This window comes from Candidatus Accumulibacter phosphatis, assembly GCF_012939955.1.
Lineage (GTDB): Bacteria > Pseudomonadota > Gammaproteobacteria > Burkholderiales > Rhodocyclaceae > Accumulibacter > Accumulibacter delftensis.
This window is the reverse complement of record NZ_SPMY01000027.1, coordinates 22,067-45,046: the sequence shown is the minus strand read 5'-3', so window position 1 is coordinate 45,046 and position 22,980 is coordinate 22,067. Positions and strand designations below refer to the sequence as shown.

Genomic DNA, 22,980 nt, shown 5'->3' with positions numbered 1-22,980 from the left:
GTGCAGCATGAGGCGCCGCGGTGCTGCAGGCGCTCCTCAGCAGCGTTCAACAAGCTCGAGGGTCGATATAATGCCGACAACTCCCGTTAACCAGAGCGACTGCCAAGCTCTACTGCCTACATCAATGGATATCGCACTACTCTTCTTTCTGATTCTGCTCAACGGTATTCTGGCGATGTCGGAAATTGCCGTCGTGTCTTCACGTCAGTCACGCTTGCAAAAGCTCGCCGATGACGGCCAGCCTGGCGCTCGCTCGGCACTGGCGCTGAATCATGAGCCGTCGATCTTTCTGTCGACCGTTCAGGTCGGCATTACCACGGTCGGCATCCTCAGCGGCGCTATCGGCGATGCGACCCTGGCGGCGCCGCTCGGCGACTGGCTGACGACGATCCCGTCGCTGGCGCCTTACGCCCGGCCCATCTCGCTGACGCTGGTCGTCTGCGGCGTAACCTACTTTGCGGTCGTCGTCGGCGAACTGGTCCCCAAGCGTCTTGGTCTGCTCGCGCCGGAGCGCATCGCGTCACTGATCGCGCCGCCGATGAATCTGCTTTCGCTGTTGGCTCGCCCGCTGGTGTGGCTGCTTTCGTCGTCGTCCAGTCTGCTCTTGCGCCTGCTCGGTGCGCGCCAGTCGCTGGACTCTTCGGTCAGCGACGATGAAATCAAGATCCTGATGGGTCAGGGTGCCCGGGCGGGCGTCTTCCACGCCAGCGAACAGGAGATTGTTGCCAATGTCCTGCGCCTCGACCAGCAGCGCGTCGGCGAGATCATGACCCACCGCAAAGATCTCTATCTGATTGATCTGAACGATGGCGAAGTGGAAATCCGCGACCGCCTCGCCGCCAGCCCCTTCAAACGCGTGCTTGTCTGTCGCGACGGCCTCGATAACCTCGTCGGCGTCCTGCGCACCAGCGATTTGCTGAAAGGCGCGCTCTCCGGTGCGCCACTGGCCATCGAGGACATCATTCGGCCGCCACTGTACGTGCCGGCGAGCGTGAACACGACGCAGTTGCTGGAAACCTTCCGTCGGGCACGGCAGCAGTGCGCGCTGATGGTCGACGAATACGGCGAACTGCAGGGTCTGGTGACTCTTACCGACGTGCTGACATCCATTGTCGGCGACCTGCCGGCCCTGGACTCTCCCGAGGAGCAGGATATCGTCGTGCGCGAAGACGGCTCGTGGCTGGTCGACGGGCTTGTCACCCTCGAGCGACTGCGCGGCGTGCTCGACATCGCCAGCGAACTGCCGGGGGAGGAAGAGAACGCCTTCCACACGCTCGGCGGTTTCATCATGTACGTCCTCGGTCACATTCCCGAGGCCGCCGAGCATTTCGAGTTCGCCGAGCTGCGCTTCGAGGTCGTCGACATGGATCACAATCGAGTCGACAAGGTGTTGATTGCACGCACGATTCCCGTCGAATAAGGGTTGTTGGCCGGAGCCTGTCCGGCTTCCCTGGTGGGCAGCGATCAGGCGGCGTAGCGCGTCGGATCAGGCACCGCGGCGGCGGCAAAACCGGCTTGCCGCAGCCGACACGAATCGCAGATCGCGCAGGCGCGACCTGCCGAATCCGCCTGGTAGCAGGAAACGGTGAGCGCGTAGTCGACGCCGAGTTCGGCGCCGAGCTGGATGATCTGCGCCTTGCCGAGGTTGATCAGCGGCGCGTGCAGGTGCAGCCCAGTGCCTTCGACGGCAGCCTTGGTTGCCAGCCGGGCCATGCTCTCGAAAGCTGCGATGTATTCCGGGCGGCAATCAGGATAGCCCGAGTAATCGACGGCATTGACGCCGACGAAAATGTCGGAGCTCTCGAGCACCTCGGCCCAGGCCAGCGCCAGCGAGAGCATGATGGTGTTGCGCGCCGGGACGTAGGTCACCGGTATCCCCGGCTGAACGCCGTCGACCGGGATGTCGATCGCCATGTCGGTCAGCGCCGAGCCGCCGAAGATATCCAGAGACAGGCTGACGACGCGGTGTTCGGCGGCCCCGAGTGCCGCCGCAACTGCTGCCGCCGCGTGCAGTTCGGCACGATGACGCTGGCCGTAGTCGACCGACAGGCAGTGGCATTCGAAACCGGCAGCCCGGGCGATGGCCAAGGTCGTTGCCGAATCGAGCCCGCCGGAGAGAAGAACGACGGCACGCTGGCCGTTTGAGTCAGGTGGCGTATGCATGGGGGCGAAAATATACCGCTTTCCGGCGTGGATGGTGTGTCTTTCGCGCGTGGCAGCGCGAAACATGGGGAGGGTGAAGTTCGCAATGCATCGCTTTGCTTGGCGAAGGGCTCGCGGTGCTGCTCACGATCACAATTTCGCTGGCCCTTCGGGCAGTTTAAACACATCCTTGATTTCACCGAGGCTTTCCGGAATGCGTTTGGCAATCGCAGCACTCGCCTGCTGATTGGCCTGAACAACGATTTGTGTGAGCTCCTGCATTTGCCTGACTGCGGTCGCGAATGCCTTATTCGCCAGTTCGCTCTCGGTGGCGACCAGCTGTTGCGGCGAGCCGGACCGCGAGAGTTTGCCGATCGCGTCGCTCAACTCGAGCATCGTCTCCTGCAGCAGCTTTGCCTGCCACGCGCCGACCGCTTTCATGCCTTCCAGCGCGACTTGATTGGCGGCGTTGAGCGCTTCCAGGTTGTCGCGCTGGCTGGCTACCAGGGCGTCCATGTTGACGCCGGGCACTTTCAGGCCGGCCATGATATTGAGCAATTGTTCGCTGCTCTTGGTCACGTCCATGCTGGCGACTGCCTTGCTCCAGTCGCTGAGTTGTTGAGAAAGGTCTGCCATGTTTCTGTCCTCCGCTCGATCTGCGATTAATGTGAAAGTCGCGAATGCGACTCACGAACCTCCCTTCTCCACCTGCGGGAGAAGGGCCGGGGGAAGAGGGGGCACGGGCATGACTTTCATCATTCGGGGTATCTCGACTGACATGATCGTTAGCCACTACCTCTACCTGTGAGTAGCCGTGATTCATTCTGCGCCTAGCCGCACGGCTTTTGTTTTCTGGCGGCGCCCGCTGCAGCGCATCGTTTCACTCCGGCGGCACTTCCAGTAAGGGCTGCCCACCGACAAGACTGTTGATCATCTGCGCGACGGCCTTGATCTGTTTGCCATCCCGGGTGTGGTAGCCGGCGTGAGTGTAATTCTGCCCCCACCAGTCCCAGCAGCCGCGCGGATTGACCGGGCCCAGGCTGCGCGCCTGAATCTGCGGATAGAGAACAAGCATGTCGTTGGCTTTGGCCCATTCGTTGTAGCCGGCGTACTTGGCGAACAGGTTGCCCGTATGGCCAGGCCGATAGTCGCTTGTACCCCCTTGCTTGCAGCCGTGGAAGGCAATGTGCAGCTTGCACTGGCGACCATCTTTGCAGGCCTCGGGAATGAATACATAGCCTTCTCTGGCCATCGAGGCATTCTGCAGCGCGGTATACGGAATGTTCGAAAACTTGCCGAAAACCTTGCGTTGGTCGAAGGCGCGCAGCTCGCTCTCCTGCACCTGCATACGTCCCTTGCTCAGCGCCTGCGCGCCGTAGATGCGTTCGAGAATGGCACCGGCGAGATCGACGTCTTGCAGATCCTTGCAGACCGCAAGTTTGTCGGGCGGCGGACACGCTGCAGTGGCTTCCTCGCCGGCCGCGGGGGCGTCCGGACAAGTGCAGTGGTTTTTTTCCAGGTGCTGCTTGGCCACCGCCTGGCAGTCGTCGATGTAGGCGTTGCGCTCCGCCGCAGGAGGTGGCGCCGGCGGCAGGGCACAGTCGCCAACTACGCTGCCGGCGGGCTTGCCAAAGCTGTCGCGGACCATCGTGTGGCGAGCCGGGAAAGTGCTGCTGAAGTCGATGTTGCCTTGCCGCACGCCGCCCTTGTCGGGATCGGCATAGAAGCGGAAAACAGTGGCCATCACCTCGTTCGGGACGATCTCGTCGTAGCTGCCGCTGAACAGATAGATCTTGTCGTCGCGCAGGTTGGCGAGCGCACTGATCTTGCCGGCGTTCTCCTGCTTGCGCGCCTCGGCGAAAGACGCAGCTGCCGCGCGTTCGATCTCACTTCTGTTTTTTGGCGCCAGGTCGGTCTGGCCGCACAGTTTGGGGTCCAGTTTGGAGGCCAGGCATTCGAGCGTCGCGAACCGACTGCAACGCGTGAGCGCGTCGACAATGTTGCCACGAGCGCAGTAGTAGGGTCCGCCAGCGACGATGCCGGCACCCATGATGTGCTGCGAGTGCGCCAGGTGGAACTGGTGCGCCATGTAGCCGCCCGAGGAAATCCCGGACACGGAAATCTGCGCCGGATCGAGCTTGACGCCGGCAGCCACTTCTTCCAGCGCCGGTGCTGCGCTTAGTGAAAGGGAAAACGCCCAAGCGCACAGCCCGGCAGTGGCCGGGAAGCCGCGCCAACTGTGTGTGTTCACCTTTTTCTCCGACATGGTTTCTTCTCCCTGTTTTTGAATGGTCGCTCAAGCGCTCGTCTGGTGGTGCCGACTACGTGGCGAGAAGTGCCGAAAGCTCGCGCTCCAGTAGCTTGGGGTCGCCGGCGTTCAGTTCGACCAGACGCCGCAGGTGGGTGACGCTATCGACATCGATGCCCTGGCAGGCGAGCCCTATCCGGTGGCCTTTGCGGTGCACGACGGTGGTCTGCATGCAAATTTGCGTGCCGCCGTCGTCGAGGGTGATGCGGAGTTCGGCGGCTACTCCGGGCCCAAGCTCGGCGTGCGCGGGCAGCTGTGGCAGTTGGACCAGTGCACCGCGCAGGGAAAGGTCGAGGACCAAGAGTAAGACTTCGGAGCGCTGCTCAGGAAGCAGTAACTGGGCCGGTGAAGCGAAGGCAATGCGCGCATAGTGACGCCGTTGCTCGGTCATGGCTGCTCTTTCGCAAGGGTTTACTTGCCTCGCAGCTTACCCCAAAGAATCTTGTGCAGCTGCAACTGGAAGCGCACTGGCAGGCGGTCGGCGACCAACCAGTCGGCCAGCGTTGCCGCTGGCAACTCGTTGTCCACCGGTGAAAAAAGCAGCGGACAGAGGGCTGCAAGCTGCCGTTCCTCGATCATTTGACGTGCCCATTCGTAGTCGGAGCGGTCTTTGAGGACGAATTTGAGCTCGTCGTTGGCGGTCAGCAGGGCCAGGTTCTGCCAACGATTCCGATCGCTCTCGCCGGAGCCGGGGGCTTTGATGTCGACGACGCGTGCCACGCGCGCGTCGACCTGGCCAATATCGAGGGCGCCCGAGGTTTCCAGAGAAACGGCGTGGCCGGCGTCACAGAGAGCGCTGAGCAGTGGCAAGCAAGCCGGCTGGGCGAGCGGTTCGCCGCCGGTCACGCAGACCCGGCCGACGTCGCGAGCGACGACGGTGACTGCGGCGAGAATCTCGGGCAGCGACATCGTCTGACCGCCGGCAAAGGCGTAGGCCGTGTCGCACCACACACAACGCAGGGGGCAGCCGGTCAGGCGGACAAAGACCGTCGGCAAGCCAACCCGCGAACTTTCACCCTGCAGGGACAGGAAAATCTCGCTGATCTTGAGCGTCAGCACTTTGCGCGTGGCGGCCAAGCGCCTATTTTTTCAGGCGTTGCCTGGCGGCTTTCGCCGCCGAGCTGTCCGGATACTTGGCCAGCAGCGCGTCCAGGGTATTCTTGGCACTCTTGCTGTCGCCGAGCTCCTGCTGGCAGGTGGCGACGTTGAGCAGTGCATCGGGGGCCTTGGCGTGCGCCGGCCATTTGCTGCCGACGAGGCGCTGTGCTTCGAGCGCCCGACGGCAATCACGCATGGCGTAATGGGCGTTGCCGAGCCAGTAGTAAGCGTTCGGGGTCAGCGTGCTGTCCGGATGCGTCCTGGCGAACGTTTCGAAGGCCGCCGCCGCCTCTTTGAGCTTGTTCGCGCGAAACAGATTCAGCGCTGCCTCGTACTCGCGCGTTTCGGTGGCCGGGTCGCTGGCGGATTTCCGAGGAGCTTCGCTTGCCGGATTGCTGTCGTCTGCCGGTTTGACGGTCGCGCCGGCCGCAGTCGCCGACGCTGCTGACGCCGAAGGTGTCTCGAGTTTGCGCAGGCGAGTGTCGAGGTCGATGTAGAAGTCTTTTTGCCGCTTCGTGGCCGCATCGAGCTCGTAGTTGAGCGTCTCGACCTGGCCGCGCAGGCGGGCGTTTTCGTCGCGCAGCTCCTGAATTTGATTGGCCAGCTCCATTTGACCTTTGGCAACCGTGTCCAGGCGCTCGTTCGACTTGAGCTGCAGATCGCTGACCTGGCGCCTCGCCTCATCGTCGTCAAAGAGACCGGCGTGCGCCTGTTGCGCGCCGAGGGCGGCGAGCAACAGGGCGATCGAAATGACGCGTGTTCTGGTCGGCAAGCGACCGCTGCAGGGTCCCGGCATCCTAGAACTCACCGTTATAGAGCATGTCGGCACGGCGGTTCTGCGCCCAAGCGGCATCGTTCTGGCCTTCATTTTTTGGCTTCTCCTCGCCCAGGCTAACCGCCTCGAGCTGCTCTTCCTGAGCGCCGAGCAAGGCCAGCATTCTCTTCACCGCGTCAGCGCGCTTCTGACCGAGCGCCAGGTTGTATTCGCGGCTGCCGCGCTGGTCGGTGTTGCCCTGGATGAGCATCCTGAACTGCCGGTTCTGGGTGAGGAACTTGGCGTGCGAAGCGACCAGATCCCGGTATTCAGCTTTCACTTCGAAGTTGTCGTAATCGAAATAGACGCTGCGCTTGGAAAGAATATTGTTTGGGTCGGTGAGCTCGGGGGGGCAAGCGCTGGCTGTCGACACCGCCTGTGGTGACGGTGGCCACTCCCGGTCCGCGCGACTCAACTGGCGCACCGCCGCCGGCTTTGTCGGCGTCGGGTGTCGAGCTGCAGGCCGCCAGCAGAAGCGCTATAGCAGCCGGGATGACGAGTTGTTTCATGAATCTATCTCCTGCACAAAATGGCAATTAAAGCGGCAAATTACTTGTTGAATGGACCCCAGGCCGGCTCACGAACATCGCCCGCCGAAATGGAGAGACGCTGTTTGATGCGGCCATCGGTAGATACTGCAGACAGCACTCCACGACCACCAGACTCGGTGGCAATCAGAATCATCCGGCCGTTCGGCGCAAAAGTCGGTGATTCATCTTTGTATGAGTCGGTCAGAACCTGCACCTGCCTGCTTGCCAGGTCCATCACGCTCAAACGAAAGCCTCCATCACGCCGGCTGATGAAGGCCATCGACTTGCCATCTGGCGAAAGGCGAGGGCTGACATTGTAACTACCTTCGAAGCTTACCCTCTCCACGTCGCCACCGCCGATCCCGACCCGGTAGATCTGAGGGCTGCCGCCACGGTCGGAGGTGAAATAGACGAATTGTCCATCCGGGGAAAAGTAGGGTTCGGTATTGATTGCGCTGCTACTCGTCAGGCGTTGTGCACCGGTGCCGTCGGCATTGACGAGAAAGATCTGCGAACCACCTTCCTTGCTGAGCACCACGGCTACACGGCGGCCGTCTGGCGACCATGCCGGCGCCGAGTTCGAGCCCTTGAAATTGGCCACCACGACGCGCTTGCCGGAAGCCAGCGAGTGAGCATACACCACCGGTTTCTTGTTTTCGAAGGAGACGTAAGCCAGGCGGTCGCCATCCGGCGACCAGGAGGGCGAAATAATCGGTTCTTTCGAGATCAGCGCCACTTGCGAGTTTTGTCCGTCAGCGTCGGCAATGTGCAACTCGTAGCGCGTGGCATTGACCCGGACCACATAGGCAATTCGCGTCGAGAAAACGCCCGGTTCGCCGGTCAGCTTTTCGTAGATCACGTCTGCGATGCGGTGTCCGGCAGCGCGCAGCATCGCTTTTGAGGTCACGAAAGCAGATCCGCCGAGGACTGTCTCCCGGCTGACGTCGTAAAGCCGGAAGCGTGCTTCCTGGCGCCCATCAGGACTCAAGCCGATGCTGCCGGCGGCGAGCGCGTCGGCACCCCGACTTTTCCAGTCCGCGAAATTTGGCGGGGTGGTCTCCGTGATAGCCTCGCCGCTGGTGTCGATCATCTTGAACAGGCCGCTACGTTCCAGGTCGCCACGGATGACCGAAGTCAGAATCCGGGAAGCGGCCGGATCACCGCCAAATTCCGCGATGGCCACGGGAATGCGGTTGGCGCCAGCGCCAGTAATCTCGATGGTCAATTGGGCATGTGCCGAAGCCTGCAGCAGAGCAAGCGCACAGATGGCAAGCAGGCCGATACGACGGAGTTGGCAGAGTATTCTTGACATGGCATGATCCAATACAGAATGCGCGATTATATCGCCTTTGCATTCCTGGTATTTGTAACAAAAAATTATGGCGTCGAGTGTCGCTTGCCAGGTGGCGGGAACAGCCGCCAGCTATCGGTTTCGGCAGCGCCATTGAGCGACCACCCGGAGACCTTTGCGGCGAGACCGATGGCGGTCGCTAGCTGTCGTCGCGTGGACGATAGGGGATCTTTATTTCGCGATCGAAAAGCTCCGGGTTAGGTGGCTTTGGCAAGGGTGACGATCTACGGATCGCGCGCTCGACGGCGGCGTCGAGGGCCGCATTGCCGCTAGAGCGGCGGATCTTGACGTCGAGAATGTCGCCGCTTGGCAGTTGGGTGACCTCGAACACCGCTTCGGGATTTCCCTGGATGCCTGGCGGTAGTGCGATGTTGCCGCGAATCTTGCCACGTACCTTGTCCATGTACTCGGCCAAGCCGCGTGCTGCCTCCTCGGCTTGTAACTGCTTGCGCTGACGATCCAGGGCGTCGGCGCGGGCGCGCTGGTCCTGAGCGGCTTTCTCGGCCGCCTTCTGCTTCGCTTCCTGCGCTGCTTTCTGCTTTTCTATCTGCACTTTCTCGCGTGCCAGCTCGTCTTCAAAACTTGGGCGGCGCTCCGCTTGTGGCTTGGGCTCTTCCTTCTTGGGCGTTTCCTTGGGCCTGGGTTCTTCCTTCTTCGCTGTTTCTTTCGCTTTCGGCTCTTCCTTCTTCGGCGCTTCCTTTGGCTTCGGCACTTCTTTCTTCGGCGGCTCCTTGACTTCTTCCTTTCTGGGCGCTTCCTTGGGTTTCTTCTCGTCTTTCAGCGCAATGTCCGGCTTGAGCTTGGGCTCTGGCTTCGGCTCTGGCTTCGGCTCTGGCTTCGGCTCTGGCTTCGGTTCTGGCTTCGGTGCCGGCTTCGGTGCCGGCTTGGGCTCGGGCTTCGGTTCAGGCTTGGGCTCGGGCTTCGGTTCCGGCGCCGGTTTCGGCTTTGCAGGCGGTAGTGGTGTCGGCTTTACCTCGGGCTTTGGCTCCGCTTTGGCTTCAGGTGCTGCTGCGGCCTTGATCGGCTGAGCTGGCGCTGGCGCGCTGCGCCAGACCTCGACTTCGACCGACTTCGGGGCTTTGCTCTTCCATTGCACGCCGAAGAACAAGGCGCCGATGAGCAGCAAATGGACGAGCGCAGCCAGCGCCAGCGAGGGCCATTTGGCCGGTTCGGCGGCGAGCGGGGGCGTTTGCAGGTCGACAGAGTTCACTGGCCCGAACTCACTTGCCGGACAGTTGGACGAGCAGGCCGATGCGTTTGACCTCGTTGCGCTGCAACTCGTCCATTACCTTGAGCACTGCTTCATACTTGACACTGCGGTCGCCAACGATGACCACCGCCAGTTCCGGGTTGCTAGCCTGTGCGGCGCGAATCTCCGCGGGCAGTTGGCTGCTTTTCACGGGAGTTTCGCTGCCCCCCGGCGCCAACAGGGTCAGGGACCCGTCGGCGCGGACATTCACTTGCAGCGCGTCGGCTGGGGGCTGTGCCGCTTTGGCGACCGACGGTACGTCGATGCTGGCGGTGGTCATCATCGGTGCGGTGACCATGAAGATCACCAGCAGCACCAGCATGACGTCGATATAGGGGACGACGTTGATCTCGTTTTTCAGGCGGCGCGGACGCATGGTTTTACCTCACTTGCCGCTGCAGAATGTTCGAGAACTCCTCCATGAACGACTCGAAGCGCGACGACAGGCGGTCGATCTCGTGCGCGAAGCGGTTGTAGGCGACCACTGCCGGAATCGCCGCGAAGAGGCCGATGGCCGTTGCCACCAGCGCTTCGGCAATCCCCGGGGCAACCGCCGAGAGCGTCGCCTGGCCGACGTTGGCGAGGCCGCGGAAGGAATGCATGATTCCCCAGACGGTTCCGAACAGGCCGACGTAGGGACTCACCGAGCCGACCGAAGCGAGAAAGGCAAGATGCGAGTCGATGCTGTCCATCTCGCGCTGATAGGTGGCGCGCATGGCACGGCGCGAGCCGTCGATGACATCCTTGGCGTCGAGGTGTTTCTGGCTGCGCAGTTTGGTGAACTCGCGAAATCCGGCTTCGAAGATACGTTCCATGCTGCCGGTGCTGTGGCGGTCGTTGATGGCGCTCTGGTAAAGGCTGTTGAGATCGCCGCCGCTCCAGAAGTCGCGCTCGAACTGCTCGCTTTGCGATCGTGCCGCTCTAACCGTGAACCACTTGCGGAAAATGTAGTACCAGGACATGAACGAAACACCGGCCAGCAACAGCATGACCGCCTGCACGACGGCGCTGGCGTTGAGGATCAAGTGCAGGATCGAGAGGTCTTGCGAGACGTTCATTGCAGTGCTTCCAGTTGGGACCGCAGAAATGCGGGAATCGAAGTTGGCTTCATCTGTGCCGCGGTTACACAAACGAGGTGCACGGTCGCGCTGAGCAGTTCACCCGAGCCGCCTGCCAGGCTCTCGTCGGCGCGCCGGATGGTCTGGCGAAAGAAGATCTGCGCGCGGCTGATTTTCTCGACTTCGAGATCGACCCGCAGCTGATCGTCCAGGCGTGCCGGCTTCAGAAAGTCGACCTGGACACTGCGTACGACGAAGGCAATTCCCGGGTCATGCAGCAGCTCGGCCTGCTGATGGCCGATTGCGCGCAGCCATTCGCTACGGCAGCGTTCGAGGAACTTGAGATAGTTGGCGTAATAGACGACCCCGCCAGCGTCGGTGTCTTCGTAATAGATCCGAACGGGAATCGAAAAAGTGCTGAGCTTGAGTGGAGATTTCATCGTAGGATCAGATTCTAATGCAGCTTTCTTCGTGTAGAAAGTAAGCTTTTGTGACCGCGCCTGTGCGCTCGCCGTTCAGGTGTTTCGCCAGAGCTCGACCTGCGCCTCGCCGAGCAGGTTTTCCAGGCCCAGGTGCCGGTAAACGGCCGCCGTCGCCACGCGACCGCGCGGCGTGCGCTGCAGGAAGCCTTGTTGAATCAGGTAGGGTTCGAGGACATCCTCGATGGTGTCGCGTGCCTCGCCAATGGCCGCAGCGAGGTTGTCGACACCGACCGGGCCGCCGCCGAACTTGTCGATTATCGCTGACAAAAGCTTGCGGTCCATGACGTCGAGGCCGCCGTGGTCGACGTCGAGCATCAGCAGCGCCGCGTCGGCGACCTCGCTGGTGATCCGGCCGGAGGCCTTGACTTCGGCGAAGTCGCGCACCCGTCGCAGCAGCCGGTTGGCAACCCGCGGCGTGCCACGCGAACGGCGTGCGATCTCCAGCGCGCCGCCGCCATCGGTTGGCACCTTGAGCAACTGCGACGAGCGGGTGACGATCTGTGTCAGCTCCTCGGGGGTGTAGAACTCGAGCCTGGAGACGATACCGAAGCGGTCGCGCAGCGGGTTGGTGAGCATACCGGCGCGGGTGGTCGCGCCAACCAGCGTGAACGGCGGCAGATCAAGTTTGACCGAGCGCGCTGCCGGACCCTCGCCGATCATGATGTCGATCTGGAAGTCTTCCAGTGCCGGATAGAGGATCTCTTCGACGACCGGTGACAGGCGATGGATCTCATCGATAAACAGCACGTCGTGGGCATCGAGATTGGTCAGGATCGCCGCCAGATCGCCGGCCCTTTCGAGTACCGGTCCCGAAGTCGAGCGCAGGTTGACGCCCATCTCGGCCGCGATGATGTGCGCCAGTGTCGTTTTCCCCAGCCCCGGCGGGCCGAAGAGGAGAACATGGTCGAGCGTGTCGCGGCGTCGTTTGGCGGCCTCGATGAAGATTGCCAGTTGCTCGCGAATCTTTGCCTGACCGACGTAATCGGCCAGCCGTCGCGGCCGCAGCGCGCGCTCAATGGCTTCTTCCTGCGTCGATTTCGACTCGCCCGAAATCAGCCGTTCGATCGGCACGGTGCCGATATCGTCGCTTTCGATCATGGCTGCTTCCCGGCTTCGACCGCCAGCTCGGCAGTCGACCGAGGACCAGCGTGCATCAGCAGCAGCGCAACAGCGGCGATCTGGATCAGTTGCTGGTGGCCAGGGTTCATGGATTCACGCGCGGTTCAGACTTTTGACAGCAACTTGAGCGCCTGCCGAATGCCGTCGGAAGTCGTGATTTCGGCTGGCAACTGCCTCATTGCGGCGCCTCCTTCGCGCTCATTGTAACCCAGCGCCAACAGCGCATTGAGAATGTCACTGCGGCTGTCGGCGACGGCCACGGTGCTTGTCGGTAGCGCCTCGGCGAGCTTGCCCTTGAGTTCGAGCAACAGGCGTTCGGCAGTCTTGGTGCCGATTCCCGGCACCTTGGTCAGTCTGCCGACTTCCTGACGGGCAACGACCTGCGCCAGGTCGCCGACCGACAGGCCTGACAGCACCGACAGCGCCATGCGTGCGCCGACGCCGGTGATCTTGAGCAGCTGACGAAATGCGAAGCGCTCGCCTTCGCTGGCGAAGCCGTAGAGAAAATGCCCATCCTCGCGGACCACGAAATGGGTCAGCAGGCTGAGCTTCTCGCCGTTGTCGGGCAGGTTGTAGAAAGTGCTCATCGGGACATCGAGTTCATAGCCGACGCCATGCACATCGACCACCACCTGCGGCGGATTTTTTTCCAGCAGGATGCCACTAATACGGCTGATCATCGTTTGCTCTCCTTGGCGACCAGCCAGCGGCCATTGCGAACGTGCAGGCCGCGGCTGCCTAATTGCCCGATGCCCTGGCCACCGTGCGCATGCGCAATCGCGCAGGCCAGGGCATCGGCGGCATCCGGGCTCGGTTCGGCCGACAGGGACAACAGGCGCTGCACCATGTGTTGCACCTGCACCTTGTCGGCGTGACCGTTGCCGACCACTGCCTGTTTAACCTGCAGGGCGGTGTACTCGGCGACTTCGAGGCCACTGACGACCAGCGCGGTGATCGCCGCGCCACGCGCCTGGCCGAGGCGCAGCGTCGATTGTGGATTGATATTGACGAAGACAATTTCGACGGCTGCCTGGTCGGGTTGGTGGCGGGCGACCAGCGTCAGCAGTTCGGCGTGTATCGTCCCCAGGCGGCTGGGCAGAGGGGTGCTGGCATCGGTCTTGATGCAGCCGCTGGCCAGATAGGCCAGCCGGTTGCCGTTTTTTTTCGATCAGCCCGAAACCGGTGATGCGCAAGCCCGGGTCGATTCCGAGAATGCGCAATGGGCGTGCTCTGCCATCCTGAGCGCAGTCCCTCATCGCGGTGTGGCGCGGGCCAGATAAACGCCGCTGACCGCCAGCACCATGCCGGCGACCGCCAGGCCGCTCAGCGTTTCGTCGAAGAGCAGCCAGGCGATGAGCGCCGTGCTTGGCGGCGTCAGGTAGAACAGAGTGGCGACATTGACCGCGCTGCCGCTGCGGATCAGCACATTGAGCAGGCTGATCGCCCCGACCGAGAGCACCAGAACCAGCCACAGGAGGGCGAAGACAAACTGCGGCGTCCACTCGATGGCCATGCTCTCGGTCGCCGAGGCGACCAGCGCGGTGATGATCGCCGTCGGCAGGAACTGGATCACCGATCCGGTACGCAGATCAAATCTCGGGCAGAAGCGCTTCTGATACAGGGTGCCGAGAGTAATGCCGAGCAGCGCGGCAATGGCCGGAACGAGCATTGCTGCCAACGCTACGTCGCCAAGCTTGTTGGCGACGACCAGGCTCACCCCGGCGAAGCCCAGTGCCAGGCCCAGCCATTGCCGCGGCGAGACGCGTTCGCCGAGCAGGAAGCCGGCTCCGCAGGCGGTCAGCAGCGGCTGCATGCCGACCACCAGTGCAGTTACCCCCGCCGGCAAACCGTGCTTGATGGCCATGAACACGCCGCCCAGATAGACGCAGTGCACCAGCACGCCGGAAACGGCGATATGGAAAAACTGACGCGGATTGGCGGGCCACGGCGCGCGCGTCAGCAGCACAAAGGGAAGCATCAGCGTCAGCACCAGCAGGTAACGAGTGAGCAGGAAGGTCAAGGGCTCGGCGTAGGGCAGGCCGAACTTGGCGCCAATGAAGCCTGTGCTCCACAGAAATACGAAAAGAAAAGGCAGCAGCGACGGCGGAAGGGACATTCAATGGGCTCCGTGACAGGGGCAAGAGTCTAGCAAGCGTCGCGTCTGAGCGGCGGCGGCACGCGGCGCAATCATCGCCAGCGCGCGTCTTAGCTGCGCCGCACTGTTTGTTGATGGCCCAGGGCGCGCGCGATGTCCTCGGCGATGGCCTTGATCGGCTTCGCCCAGTCGGGGTTGTGCCGATCGCTGGGCGCCGAAACGGAAAGGCCGGCGACCAGCTGATCTTCGTCGTCGCGGATCGGTGCGGCGATACAGCGCAGGCCGATCTCCGCCTCTTCATTGTCAAAAGCCACTTCATGGCGGCGAATTTTGTCGAGTTCTTTTTCGAGCGCGTCGAGGCGCGTCAGCGAATGTGGCGTCTTGCCCGGCAGACCGGTACGACGGGCATAGGCGCGCACAGCCGCGGTGCTGTCGGCAGCGAGAAACAGCTTGCCCACCGAAGTCAGGTGCAAGGGTGCCCGACCACCCACCAGATAGACGACACGCACCAGCGAGCGGCCGCTCGAAGTCCGTTCGACGTAGATGATCTCGTCGTCGTGGCGAATGCCGAGATTGACGGCTTCGCCAATGCTCTCATGCAGTTGCTGCATGTATGGCAGGGCGACCTGGCGGATGTTGATCCGCGACTTGACCAGGTTGCCGAGTTCGAGCAGCCGGATGCCGAGCGTGTAGCTGCCGTTTTCGTGGCGCTCGACGACCGCGGCGCTGGTCATCGCCGCCAGAATCCGGTGCGTCGTTGACGGGTGCAGGCCGCTGTTCTTCGCCAGCACCTTGAGACTCACCGGGTCGGGGAGATCGGCCAGCACATCGAGCAGCGACATCATGCGCTCGATGACCTGAATCGAAGTCTTTTCTGCCTGCTGTTCCGCCATTTCCTTCCTGTCGATCCTTTCGGCAGCGTCCGCAAGCGTCGCAAGTTTCTGCAAGCTTTTGTTTTCGCCTGCGGGAGACTACTATTGCTCGTTCTGCCACTCGCCCACCCTACCTTGTGCGGCGCAATATCTTACCATCATGCGCGTTGCCCTGTTCGTAAGCTGTTTGGTCGATCTGATGCGCCCGAGCGTCGGCTTCGCGACCATCCGGCTGCTCGAGGCCGCCGGCTGTGAGGTCGAAGTTCCGGCCAGCCAGACCTGCTGCGGCCAGCCCGCGTACAGCAGCGGCGACCAGCTGGCGGCGGTCGCGCTGGCCAGGAAGACGATTGCCGAGTTCGAAGCCTTTGCCTACCTGGTCGTTCCCAGCGGTTCTTGTGCCGACCAGATCCGGAATGCTTACCCGATGCTGTTTGCCGACGACCCGCCCTGGCGCAGCCGCGCCGAACGCCTGGCCGGACGCTGCTACGAACTCAGCGATTTTCTGGTCAGCGTCCTGAACGTCGATGCCGTGCCCGGCGAGTTTGCCGGCAGCGTCACTTACCATGATTCATGCAGCGCTCTGCGTGGCCTCGGCATCCGCGCGCAAGCACGCGCGCTGCTGGCGCGCGTGCCCGGCCTGACGCTCAAGGAAATGCCGGCTGCCGAGGAGTGTTGTGGCTTTGGCGGTGCTTTCTCGCTCAAGTTTGGCGATATTTCGGCGGCCATCGCCGAGAAGAAGTGCGTGAACCTGCGCCTGGCGGACGCCGACGCCGTTGTTGGCGGCGACCTCGGCTGCCTGCTCAATATAGAAGGCAAGCTGCGGCGCATGGGTGACCGGCGCACGCGCGTGCTGCACATCGCCGAGGTGCTCGCCGGAGTCTACGAGTCCGCCGTCGCCGGCCCTGTCGCAAATAGCGCCGACAGCGCCGACAACGCCGACAGAGACCCTGGCTGATGCGGCAACAGTCAATGTTCTTCAAGGCGCGCGTCGGCACGATGCTCGCCGACGTTCGCCTGCAGGCCAATCTGCGCAAGGCCAAAGGCAAATTCGTCGACACGCGTGCGCTAGCGGTGCGCGATTATGACCAGGAGCGGGCCAGCGAAGGTCAGGGCGACGCGGCTTTCGAAGCCTTGCGCGACGCTGGCGAAGCGATCCGCCAACGCGTCGTCGGCAAGCTTGACGCCTGGCTCGAAGTCTTTGAAGAGAAGGCCACGGCACGCGGCGCGACCGTTCTCTGGGCGCGCGACGGCAAGGAAATCTGTGATTTGGTGCTCGACATCGCGCGGCAGCACGGCGTGCGCAAGGTGATCAAGTCGAAGTCGATGCTTTCCGAAGAGGCTGACCTCAACCAGGCACTCGAAGCTGCCGGTATCCAGCCGGTCGAAACCGACCTCGGCGAATACATCCTGCAGATTGCCGGCAACGAACCGCCGTCGCACATCATCGCGCCGGTGATGCACAAGAACGTGGACCAAGTCGCCGACCTCTTTGCCAGGACGCACGGCACGCCGCGCAAGACCGACATTCCGGCACTGACCCGGGAAGCGCGCGAAGTGCTGCGTGAGCATTTCGTCAGCGCCGAGATGGGCATTTCCGGCGCCAACTTCCTGATCGCCGAGACCGGCAGTGCCGCGCTGGTGACCAACGAAGGCAACGGGCGGATGGTGACGACGCTGCCAAAAGTGCATGTGGTGATCACCGGTATCGAAAAAATCGTCCCGACACTGGACGATTTCGCGACCCTGATGCGCCTCTTGCCGCGCTCGGCCACCGGCCAGGTGATCTCCAACTACGTCTCGCTGCTCACCGGTAACAAGCGCAGCAGTCCTGCCGGTGAGGATGCCAATGATGGCGATGGTCCCGAGACGATGGTCTTCATCCTGGTCGACAACGGTCGCGTCGGCCTGCTCGGCACCGAGTTCCAGTCGATGCTGAGTTGCATTCGTTGCGGCGCCTGCCTGAATCATTGCCCGGTCTATCAGACGGTTGGCGGGCACGCCTACGGCTGGGTCTACCCGGGGCCGATGGGTTCGGTCCTGACGCCGCTTTTCGGCGGCATTGACAAAGCGCTCGACCTGCCGCAGGCCTCGACACTTTGCCAGCAGTGCAGCGTCGTCTGCCCTGTCCGGATTCCTCTGCCGGGACTGTTGCGCCAGCTGCGCCAGCGGCAGACGCGCGCCGGCCTGCGCCCGCGCAGCGAACGCCTCGGCCTGCGACTTTGGGCCTGGCTGGCGGCGCGCCCGGCGCTTTATGCGCTGAGCGCCCGCATCGCCGTCCGCTATCTGAACTGGCTCGCCGCTGGCCGCGAGCACATCGAAGTGCTGCCTATCGCGCCGAGCTGGAGCGCTGCTCGCGACCTGCCGGCACCGCAGGGCAGGACGTTTCACGACTTGTATCGCCAGCAGCGGCGCGGCAAGTGAAGCATGCCGGCGCTTTGTCCTCTTTGGTCCGCTGGCGAGCATTTCCTCAATTCGTGAGTCGCTTGCGCGACTCTTACATTAAGCAAGCAAGGAGCAAAATTTCCGAATGATGTCCGAAATCGATCAGGTCCTGGCCATACCGCTGTGGATCAATGGGCGCGCCTATCTGACCATGGCGCCGGCTTTTTTTCGATGTCCGCGACGCGGCCAGCGGCGAGATCAAGCGGCGCACACCCCTGTGTGGCGCGTCCGAAGCGCTTGCTGCCGCCACGTCGGCGCAGGCGGCGCTGCCTGATTGGGCCGCCCGAAGCGTCGCCGAGCGTGCCGCGCTGCTGCTGGCGCTGGCCGATGCACTGGCTGGGTACGGCGAGCATTTTGCGGCGCTGATCAGCGAGGAAAGCGGCAAGGACGCTGCGCTCGCGGCAGCCGAAGTCGGCGACGCGCTGAGCCTGCTGCGCGGCCGTCGCCCCCGCCGCCGCAAGCGACACAGGAAGCACCGGCACGGCGGCCAATGCTGTCGTGGCCATCGTCAGCGACGACAGTGCGCCACTCCTCGGCCCGTTGCGGCATGCCGTTCCGGCACTGCTGGCCGGTGCGACGGTCGTCGTCAAGCCGAGCCCGAAAGCGCCATCAGCCGCTTTCGCACTGGCCGAACTGAGCGCTCGCAGCGCTTTCCCTGGCGGTGTTTTCAACGTTCTGCACGGCGACCTGGCGGCTATCGAAGGGCTTTGTGGGCTCAGCGAGGTCAGCCGGCTGTGCTTTGCCGGCGATCCGGCGCTGGGCGCCAAGGTTGCCGAAATTGCCTTCCGCTACGACAAGCCTTGCGTGGATTGAGCGGAGCCATGCACCGAATCGTCTATCTCGAGCGCGACTCGATCATCGCCGAAGTCCGCCGGCCGGATTTTCCGCACCATTGGGCCGAACATGCGAAAACCCTGCAGGGCGAGGTCAAGGAGCGGCTCGCCGGAGCGACGATAGCCATCGTCAACAAACTGCGGATCGACGCCGAACTGATCGCCGCGCTGCCCGCCTTGCAGATGGTCGCGGTCGCCGCGACCGGCGCCAACAACATCGACCTCGAGGCCTGCCGCGTGCGCGGCATCGTCGTCTCGAACATCCGTGGCTACGCTGCGCATACCGTTCCCGAGCACGTGCTGGCGATGCTGCTGGCGCTGTCGCGCAACATCTTCGCCTATCGGCAGGCGGTTGCCGACGGAAGCTGGCAGCGTGCCGAGCAGTTCTGCTTTTTCGATTACCCGATCCGCGATCTGCATGGCGCGACGCTGGCGCTGATCGGCAGCGGCAACCTCGGCAGCGGCGTCGCCCGCCTGGCCGCCGCCTTCGGCATGCGCGTGCTGCGCAGCGAACGCAAGGATGCGCTCAGCGTTCGTCCGGGCTATACCTTGTTCGCCGAAGCGCTGCGCCAAGCCGATGCGGTTTCACTGCACTGCCCGCTGAGCGCCGAAACGAGCAAGCTGATCGGCGAAAGCGAACTACGTTCGATGAAGCCTTCCGCCCTGCTGATCAATACCGCGCGCGGTGGCCTGGTCGACGAAAGCGCCCTGGCCCGGGCGCTGCAGGAAGGCTGGATCGCCGGCGCCGGTTTCGACGTCCTCAGCGTCGAGCCACCGCGCAACGGCAACCCCCTGCTCGCTCCCGAGCTGCTGGCGCTGCCCAACTTCATGCTCACCCCGCACATCGCCTGGGCCAGCCAGCCAGCGATGCAGGCCCTCGCCGAGCAGTTGATCAGCAACCTCGAAGCCTTCGCTCGCGGCGAGCCACAACACGTGTTGACATGAACAGCGCCACACAACTGCCGGCGCTTCCATTGCCAGCGCCACCCCTCGCCCCTCCCCCCTCGTGGGGGAGGGCTTGGGGAGAGGGGAGCCGCGGGCTGCGGCTCGCGACCCTCGCTGTTCGACGACCGTCATACGCGTGCGCAGTCGCTGCTATTTGCCACGTTCGTCAGCGGCAGGCACGCCTTCCCCCACCAATCACAACAACATGCGCTTCCTGCTTTTCCTCCTGCTGAGCCTCGTCGCCAGCGTTGCCCATGTTGCCAACGCCCAGCCGACCAAAGTCGCTGCCGCCTCCGATCTGCAGTTCGCGCTCGGCCAGATCGCGGCCCGTTACGAGCAAGAAACGGGCAACAAGGTGGCCCTCTCCTTTGGTTCCTCGGGTAACTTCGCCCGCCAAATCCCGCAGGGAGCACCTTTCGAACTCTTCCTCTCGGCTGACGAGGAGTACATCATCCGCCTCGCCGAGCAGGGTCTGTTGCGCGACCAGGGCCAGCTCTACGCAATTGGCCGTCTCGCACTGCTGGCGCCGCATGGCTCGTCGCTGAAGGTCGACAGCGAATTGCGCGATCTGGCGGCGGCGATCAGCGATGGTCGCCTACAGCATCTGGCGATCGCCAACCCGCAGCACGCGCCGTACGGGCGTGCCGCGCGTGCCGTCCTCGAACGCGCCGGCCTCTGGGCAGTGCTGCAAGGGAAGCTGGTGCTCGGCGAGAACGTCGCGCAGGCGGCGCAGTTTGCACTCAGCGGTTCGGCGCAGGGCGGCATCGTTGCCTGGTCGCTGGTCAAGGCGCCCGAGCTCGCCCGGCACGGCGTCGCGGCGCTGATTCCCGAGAACTGGCACCCGCCCTTGCGTCAGCGTATGGCGCTGACCCGTCACGCCGGCGAAGACGCCAGCCGTTTCTACGACTATCTGCAAAAACCGACGGCGCGCGCCATCTTCGAACGCAACGGATTTTCGCTGCCGGCAAGCAGGGAGCGGTGAGCGCGGTGAGCACCGTGACCGCGGCGTTCGCCGTGATTGATTGGCAAGCGCTCTCGCTGTCCCTGCAACTGGCGACTGCTACGGCAATCTTGCTGCTGCCCTTGGCGATCTGGCTGGCGCGCCTGCTGGCCTGGTCGCAGTTTCGCCACCAGGCGGCGCTCGAAGCGGCGATCCTGTTGCCGCTGGTGTTGCCACCGACGGTGCTCGGCTACTACCTGCTGCTCGGTTTCGGCGGCGCTTCGCCTCTTGGCCAGGCCTACCACGCGCTCACCGGGCGGGCGCTGGTGTTCAGTTTCGACGGACTGCTTGCCGCTTCGCTGATCTTCAACCTGCCCTTTGCCGTACAGCCGATGCAGCGTTCCTTCGCCGCCATCCCGCGCGAAGTGCGCGAAGCCGCGTGGGTCTCCGGGCTGTCGCGCTGGCAGACCTTTCTGCGCATCGAAGTGCCGTTGGCCTGGCCGGGAATCGCCGCCGCGCTGGCGCTGACTTTCGCGCACACACTCGGTGAGTTCGGCGTCGTGCTGATGGTCGGCGGCAGCCTGCCTGGCGAGACCAAGACCATCGCCATCGCCATCTACGATCAGGCGCAGGCGTTCAACGATTCGGCGGCGGCCGGCATGTCGGCGCTGTTGTTGGCCTTGTCCTTCGTTGCCGTGCTGCTGGTCAGTCGCCTCGGTCGTTCGGTGCTGCGCCGGTGAAGCTCGTCGCGCGCCTCGAACAGAGTGCGCCGATACCGCTGGCCGCCGACATCGCCTGCGACAGTGGCGAGTTGCTGGCGCTGGTTGGCCCTTCGGGCAGCGGCAAATCGACCATTCTGCGCTGCCTCGCCGGCCTGCACCGGCCGTCAGGCGGCAGCGTGCGCTGCGGCGACGAAACCTGGTTCGACGCCAGCCGCGGCGTCGATGTCTCGCCGCAGCAGCGGCGTGTCGGCTTCGTTTTCCAGCATTACGCGCTGTTTCCGCACCTCAGCGCGCTGGCCAACGTGATGGTCGCACTGCAGCACCTGCCGACGCGCGAGCGCGCCGCGCAAGCGCGCCACTGGCTGGCGCGCAGCAAGCTCGAAGGGCTGGAAGCGCGCCGCCCCGCCGAGCTCTCCGGCGGTCAGCAACAACGCGTGGCGATCGCCCGCGCGCTGGCGCGCGAACCGCAGGTGCTGCTGCTCGACGAACCCTTCTCGGCCCTTGATCAAGTGACGCGCCGCAAACTGCTGCGGCAGCTGATCGAATTGCGGCGCTCGCTGGCCATCCCGATCATTCTGGTTACTCACGATCTCGAGGAAGCAGCACTGCTCGCCGACAGCATGACCGTCCTGCATCACGGCCACACGCTGCAGACCGCCGCCCCAGACGAACTGCTGGCACGACCAGGGAGTGCGTTGGTCGCGCGCCTGACCGATCAGCCGAACCTCTTCGGCGCTACGGTGAGCGCGCAGTCGGCGGCCACCGATACGACGCAGATCGACTGGCTGGGGCAACCGCTGCAAGCCAGCCATCACGCCGGCTTCGCCGTCGGCGACCGCGTCTGCTGGGTGCTTCCCGAAGCCGGTGTGATTCTCGTACGCGACCACCAGGCCGGTCGCGAGAACACCTTCGCCGCGACCGTCAGCGAGCGACTCGCCTGGCGCGGACATGCGACGGTGACCGCGCACATCGCCGACCGCCGCGACGCGGCGCTGTCCTTCGCCATTGGCTCCGCGGTCGCACAGCGGCGCGGTATCGTTCCCGGCGCTCGTATCGCGCTGCAGTTGCAGAAGGCCGCCATCTGTCTGACTCCCGCCGATGCGGCGATCGGCACCCACGGCGGTATCAATGCCGACCCCACCGGAGAGCTCCGCAAATGAACCAGCACTCATCGCGAGCCGACATCCTGGCGCGCGTTCGCGCCGCGCTACAGCACCATCCGGCGTCCGCCGAGGAACGCCGGGCGAGCGTCATCGCGGAGATCGCCGCGCCGCCCGCAGGCCCTCGTCCGCAGCTGACGGGTGACCTGGTCGACCGCTTCTGCAAGCGCTCGCTGGCGATGTCGTCAAGCATCGAGCAGGTCGCCAGCCTAGCTGCAGCGCCGGCAGCGATCGCCCGCTACCTGGCGGCCGGCGGCTTGCCGACCGCTGCCGTCTGTTGGCAGGAGTACGCCGACCTCGACTGGGCCGGCGCCGGCCTTAGTGTCGAAGCCCGCGCCGCGCGCGACGACGATCTGGTCGGCATCACCGGCACCTTCTGCGCCCTCGCCGAGACCGGCACGTTGATGCTGCTCTCCGGGTCACGCACTGCTGCGACGACCAGCCTGCTGCCCGAAACGCACATCGCCATCGTGGACGCGGCACGTATCGTCGCCGGCATGGAGGAAGGCTTCGCGCTGCTCCGCCACGAGAGTGGTGAACGTGGTGAGTGCGGTGAACTGCCGCGCGCCGTGAACTTCGTTTCCGGCCCTTCGCGAACCGGCGACATCGAGCAGACCATCGTCCTCGGCGCGCATGGTCCGTATCGGGTGCATCTGGTGATTGTGGGTGCGGGTGTGAAAGCTTGACTGCTCAAGCTCGAGAGCGGAGAGCTGACTATTCCCTGTTAATGTGAAAGTCGCGCCAGCGACTCACGAAACTCCCTTCTCCCTTGCGGGAGAAGGGGCAGGGGGAAGAGGGAAACGGTCATGACTTTCATGAT

General features: G+C 63.7%; 23 protein-coding genes and 4 pseudogenes. 10 read left to right on the top strand and 17 right to left on the bottom strand.

Annotated features, from left to right (window positions below):
• The first annotated feature begins 124 nt into the window (after positions 1-124).
• Positions 125-1,420, top strand: a complete 1,296-nt coding sequence (locus tag E4Q23_RS10710; protein WP_169066629.1) for a hemolysin family protein — start codon at positions 125-127, stop codon at positions 1,418-1,420.
• Between the two features lie 44 nt (positions 1,421-1,464).
• On the opposite strand, the gene queC is transcribed toward E4Q23_RS10710, so the two are convergent.
• The 17 genes and pseudogenes from queC to E4Q23_RS10625 form a co-directional block, all read right to left on the bottom strand.
• A complete protein-coding gene (gene queC, locus E4Q23_RS10705; protein WP_169066628.1) occupies positions 1,465-2,163 on the bottom strand; it encodes a 7-cyano-7-deazaguanine synthase QueC in 699 nt (232 codons plus the stop codon).
• Positions 2,164-2,292: 129 nt separating this feature from the next.
• On the bottom strand, positions 2,293-2,778 hold the full coding sequence (locus E4Q23_RS10700; protein WP_169066627.1) for a phasin family protein: 486 nt from the start codon (positions 2,776-2,778) through the stop codon (positions 2,293-2,295).
• Positions 2,779-3,022: 244 nt separating this feature from the next.
• Positions 3,023-4,408, bottom strand: a complete 1,386-nt coding sequence (locus E4Q23_RS10695) for a hypothetical protein (RefSeq protein WP_211203716.1) — start codon at positions 4,406-4,408, stop codon at positions 3,023-3,025.
• A gap of 55 nt (positions 4,409-4,463) precedes the next feature.
• A complete protein-coding gene (locus E4Q23_RS10690; RefSeq protein ID WP_169066625.1) occupies positions 4,464-4,841 on the bottom strand; it encodes a PilZ domain-containing protein in 378 nt (125 codons plus the stop codon).
• A 20-nt stretch (positions 4,842-4,861) separates the two neighbouring features.
• The gene (gene queE / locus E4Q23_RS10685) at positions 4,862-5,527 is read right to left on the bottom strand and encodes a 7-carboxy-7-deazaguanine synthase QueE (protein ID WP_169066624.1); all 666 of its coding nucleotides are present in this window, start codon (positions 5,525-5,527) and stop codon (positions 4,862-4,864) included.
• Between the two features lie 4 nt (positions 5,528-5,531).
• Positions 5,532-6,320, bottom strand: a complete 789-nt coding sequence (ybgF, locus tag E4Q23_RS10680) for a tol-pal system protein YbgF (protein WP_248595369.1) — start codon at positions 6,318-6,320, stop codon at positions 5,532-5,534.
• Positions 6,321-6,345: 25 nt separating this feature from the next.
• Positions 6,346-6,871: pseudogene (gene pal, locus E4Q23_RS10675) on the bottom strand (peptidoglycan-associated lipoprotein Pal).
• 40 nt (positions 6,872-6,911) lie between these two features.
• Complete coding sequence (gene tolB / locus E4Q23_RS10670; protein ID WP_169066622.1) at positions 6,912-8,204, bottom strand: Tol-Pal system beta propeller repeat protein TolB; 1,293 nt, start codon at positions 8,202-8,204, stop codon at positions 6,912-6,914.
• A 178-nt stretch (positions 8,205-8,382) separates the two neighbouring features.
• Positions 8,383-9,453, bottom strand: coding sequence for a cell envelope integrity protein TolA (gene tolA, locus E4Q23_RS10665; RefSeq protein ID WP_336511665.1), 1,071 nt, complete (start codon positions 9,451-9,453; stop codon positions 8,383-8,385).
• A 10-nt stretch (positions 9,454-9,463) separates the two neighbouring features.
• Positions 9,464-9,868, bottom strand: coding sequence for a protein TolR (gene tolR, locus E4Q23_RS10660; protein ID WP_169066621.1), 405 nt, complete (start codon positions 9,866-9,868; stop codon positions 9,464-9,466).
• A 4-nt stretch (positions 9,869-9,872) separates the two neighbouring features.
• Positions 9,873-10,550, bottom strand: a complete 678-nt coding sequence (gene tolQ / locus E4Q23_RS10655) for a protein TolQ (protein ID WP_169066620.1) — start codon at positions 10,548-10,550, stop codon at positions 9,873-9,875.
• A complete protein-coding gene (gene ybgC, locus E4Q23_RS10650; protein WP_169066619.1) occupies positions 10,547-10,990 on the bottom strand; it encodes a tol-pal system-associated acyl-CoA thioesterase in 444 nt (147 codons plus the stop codon). Before ybgC ends, tolQ begins: the two co-directional genes overlap by 4 nt.
• Before the next feature lie 75 nt (positions 10,991-11,065).
• Positions 11,066-12,130, bottom strand: coding sequence for a Holliday junction branch migration DNA helicase RuvB (ruvB, locus tag E4Q23_RS10645; RefSeq protein WP_169066618.1), 1,065 nt, complete (start codon positions 12,128-12,130; stop codon positions 11,066-11,068).
• A gap of 125 nt (positions 12,131-12,255) precedes the next feature.
• Positions 12,256-12,831 (bottom strand): Holliday junction branch migration protein RuvA, encoded by a 576-nt coding sequence (gene ruvA, locus E4Q23_RS10640; protein ID WP_169066617.1) that lies wholly within the window; start codon positions 12,829-12,831, stop codon positions 12,256-12,258.
• A pseudogene (gene ruvC / locus E4Q23_RS10635) lies at positions 12,828-13,407 on the bottom strand (crossover junction endodeoxyribonuclease RuvC). The gene ruvA and the pseudogene ruvC overlap by 4 nt, the downstream one beginning before the upstream one ends.
• The gene (locus tag E4Q23_RS10630; RefSeq protein ID WP_169066616.1) at positions 13,404-14,267 is read right to left on the bottom strand and encodes a DMT family transporter; all 864 of its coding nucleotides are present in this window, start codon (positions 14,265-14,267) and stop codon (positions 13,404-13,406) included. The pseudogene ruvC and the gene E4Q23_RS10630 overlap by 4 nt, the downstream one beginning before the upstream one ends.
• Before the next feature lie 89 nt (positions 14,268-14,356).
• The gene (locus tag E4Q23_RS10625; RefSeq protein ID WP_169066615.1) at positions 14,357-15,139 is read right to left on the bottom strand and encodes an IclR family transcriptional regulator; all 783 of its coding nucleotides are present in this window, start codon (positions 15,137-15,139) and stop codon (positions 14,357-14,359) included.
• Between the two features lie 139 nt (positions 15,140-15,278).
• Between E4Q23_RS10625 and E4Q23_RS10620 the strand changes: the two are divergent.
• The 9 genes and pseudogenes from E4Q23_RS10620 to E4Q23_RS10580 all read left to right on the top strand — a co-directional run.
• Positions 15,279-15,995: pseudogene (locus E4Q23_RS10620) on the top strand ((Fe-S)-binding protein); the annotation flags it as partial.
• Between the two features lie 77 nt (positions 15,996-16,072).
• Positions 16,073-17,539: a LutB/LldF family L-lactate oxidation iron-sulfur protein gene (locus E4Q23_RS10615; RefSeq protein ID WP_169066613.1), complete on the top strand. Its 1,467-nt coding sequence runs from the start codon at positions 16,073-16,075 to the stop codon at positions 17,537-17,539.
• A 218-nt stretch (positions 17,540-17,757) separates the two neighbouring features.
• Positions 17,758-17,937 (top strand): annotated as a pseudogene (locus tag E4Q23_RS25210) (aldehyde dehydrogenase family protein); the annotation flags it as partial.
• 121 nt (positions 17,938-18,058) lie between these two features.
• Positions 18,059-18,373: an aldehyde dehydrogenase family protein gene (locus tag E4Q23_RS24565; protein WP_169066612.1), complete on the top strand. Its 315-nt coding sequence runs from the start codon at positions 18,059-18,061 to the stop codon at positions 18,371-18,373.
• An 8-nt stretch (positions 18,374-18,381) separates the two neighbouring features.
• A complete protein-coding gene (locus tag E4Q23_RS10600; protein WP_169066611.1) occupies positions 18,382-19,338 on the top strand; it encodes a D-2-hydroxyacid dehydrogenase in 957 nt (318 codons plus the stop codon).
• 205 nt (positions 19,339-19,543) lie between these two features.
• Complete coding sequence (modA, locus tag E4Q23_RS10595; RefSeq protein WP_169066610.1) at positions 19,544-20,320, top strand: molybdate ABC transporter substrate-binding protein; 777 nt, start codon at positions 19,544-19,546, stop codon at positions 20,318-20,320.
• A gap of 35 nt (positions 20,321-20,355) precedes the next feature.
• Positions 20,356-21,018, top strand: coding sequence for a molybdate ABC transporter permease subunit (modB, locus tag E4Q23_RS10590; RefSeq protein WP_169066633.1), 663 nt, complete (start codon positions 20,356-20,358; stop codon positions 21,016-21,018).
• Entirely contained in the window at positions 21,015-22,160 is a 1,146-nt protein-coding gene (locus tag E4Q23_RS10585; protein WP_169066609.1) for an ABC transporter ATP-binding protein, read from the top strand. The genes modB and E4Q23_RS10585 overlap by 4 nt, the downstream gene beginning before the upstream one ends.
• Positions 22,157-22,846, top strand: a complete 690-nt coding sequence (locus E4Q23_RS10580) for a LutC/YkgG family protein (RefSeq protein WP_169066608.1) — start codon at positions 22,157-22,159, stop codon at positions 22,844-22,846. The genes E4Q23_RS10585 and E4Q23_RS10580 overlap by 4 nt, the downstream gene beginning before the upstream one ends.
• Positions 22,847-22,980 lie beyond the last annotated feature (134 nt).

Bases quoted from the DNA above. Each gene is read 5' to 3' on its own strand.
- ruvB (WP_169066618.1), bottom strand. From the start codon at position 12,130: ATGATCGAAAGCGACGATATCGGCACCGTGCCGATCGAACGGCTGATT.
- E4Q23_RS10695 (WP_211203716.1), bottom strand. From the start codon at position 4,408: ATGTCGGAGAAAAAGGTGAACACACACAGTTGGCGCGGCTTCCCGGCC.
- ybgC (WP_169066619.1), bottom strand. From the start codon at position 10,990: ATGAAATCTCCACTCAAGCTCAGCACTTTTTCGATTCCCGTTCGGATC.
- tolB (WP_169066622.1), bottom strand. From the start codon at position 8,204: ATGTCAAGAATACTCTGCCAACTCCGTCGTATCGGCCTGCTTGCCATC.
- E4Q23_RS10690 (WP_169066625.1), bottom strand. From the start codon at position 4,841: ATGACCGAGCAACGGCGTCACTATGCGCGCATTGCCTTCGCTTCACCG.
- queC (WP_169066628.1), bottom strand. From the start codon at position 2,163: ATGCATACGCCACCTGACTCAAACGGCCAGCGTGCCGTCGTTCTTCTC.
- E4Q23_RS10625 (WP_169066615.1), bottom strand. From the start codon at position 15,139: ATGGCGGAACAGCAGGCAGAAAAGACTTCGATTCAGGTCATCGAGCGC.
- E4Q23_RS10700 (WP_169066627.1), bottom strand. From the start codon at position 2,778: ATGGCAGACCTTTCTCAACAACTCAGCGACTGGAGCAAGGCAGTCGCC.
- E4Q23_RS10710 (WP_169066629.1), top strand. From the start codon at position 125: ATGGATATCGCACTACTCTTCTTTCTGATTCTGCTCAACGGTATTCTG.
- ruvA (WP_169066617.1), bottom strand. From the start codon at position 12,831: ATGATCAGCCGTATTAGTGGCATCCTGCTGGAAAAAAATCCGCCGCAG.
- tolR (WP_169066621.1), bottom strand. From the start codon at position 9,868: ATGCGTCCGCGCCGCCTGAAAAACGAGATCAACGTCGTCCCCTATATC.
- E4Q23_RS10600 (WP_169066611.1), top strand. From the start codon at position 18,382: ATGCACCGAATCGTCTATCTCGAGCGCGACTCGATCATCGCCGAAGTC.
- E4Q23_RS10580 (WP_169066608.1), top strand. From the start codon at position 22,157: ATGAACCAGCACTCATCGCGAGCCGACATCCTGGCGCGCGTTCGCGCC.
- E4Q23_RS10630 (WP_169066616.1), bottom strand. From the start codon at position 14,267: ATGTCCCTTCCGCCGTCGCTGCTGCCTTTTCTTTTCGTATTTCTGTGG.
- E4Q23_RS10615 (WP_169066613.1), top strand. From the start codon at position 16,073: ATGCGGCAACAGTCAATGTTCTTCAAGGCGCGCGTCGGCACGATGCTC.
- tolQ (WP_169066620.1), bottom strand. From the start codon at position 10,550: ATGAACGTCTCGCAAGACCTCTCGATCCTGCACTTGATCCTCAACGCC.
- modA (WP_169066610.1), top strand. From the start codon at position 19,544: ATGCGCTTCCTGCTTTTCCTCCTGCTGAGCCTCGTCGCCAGCGTTGCC.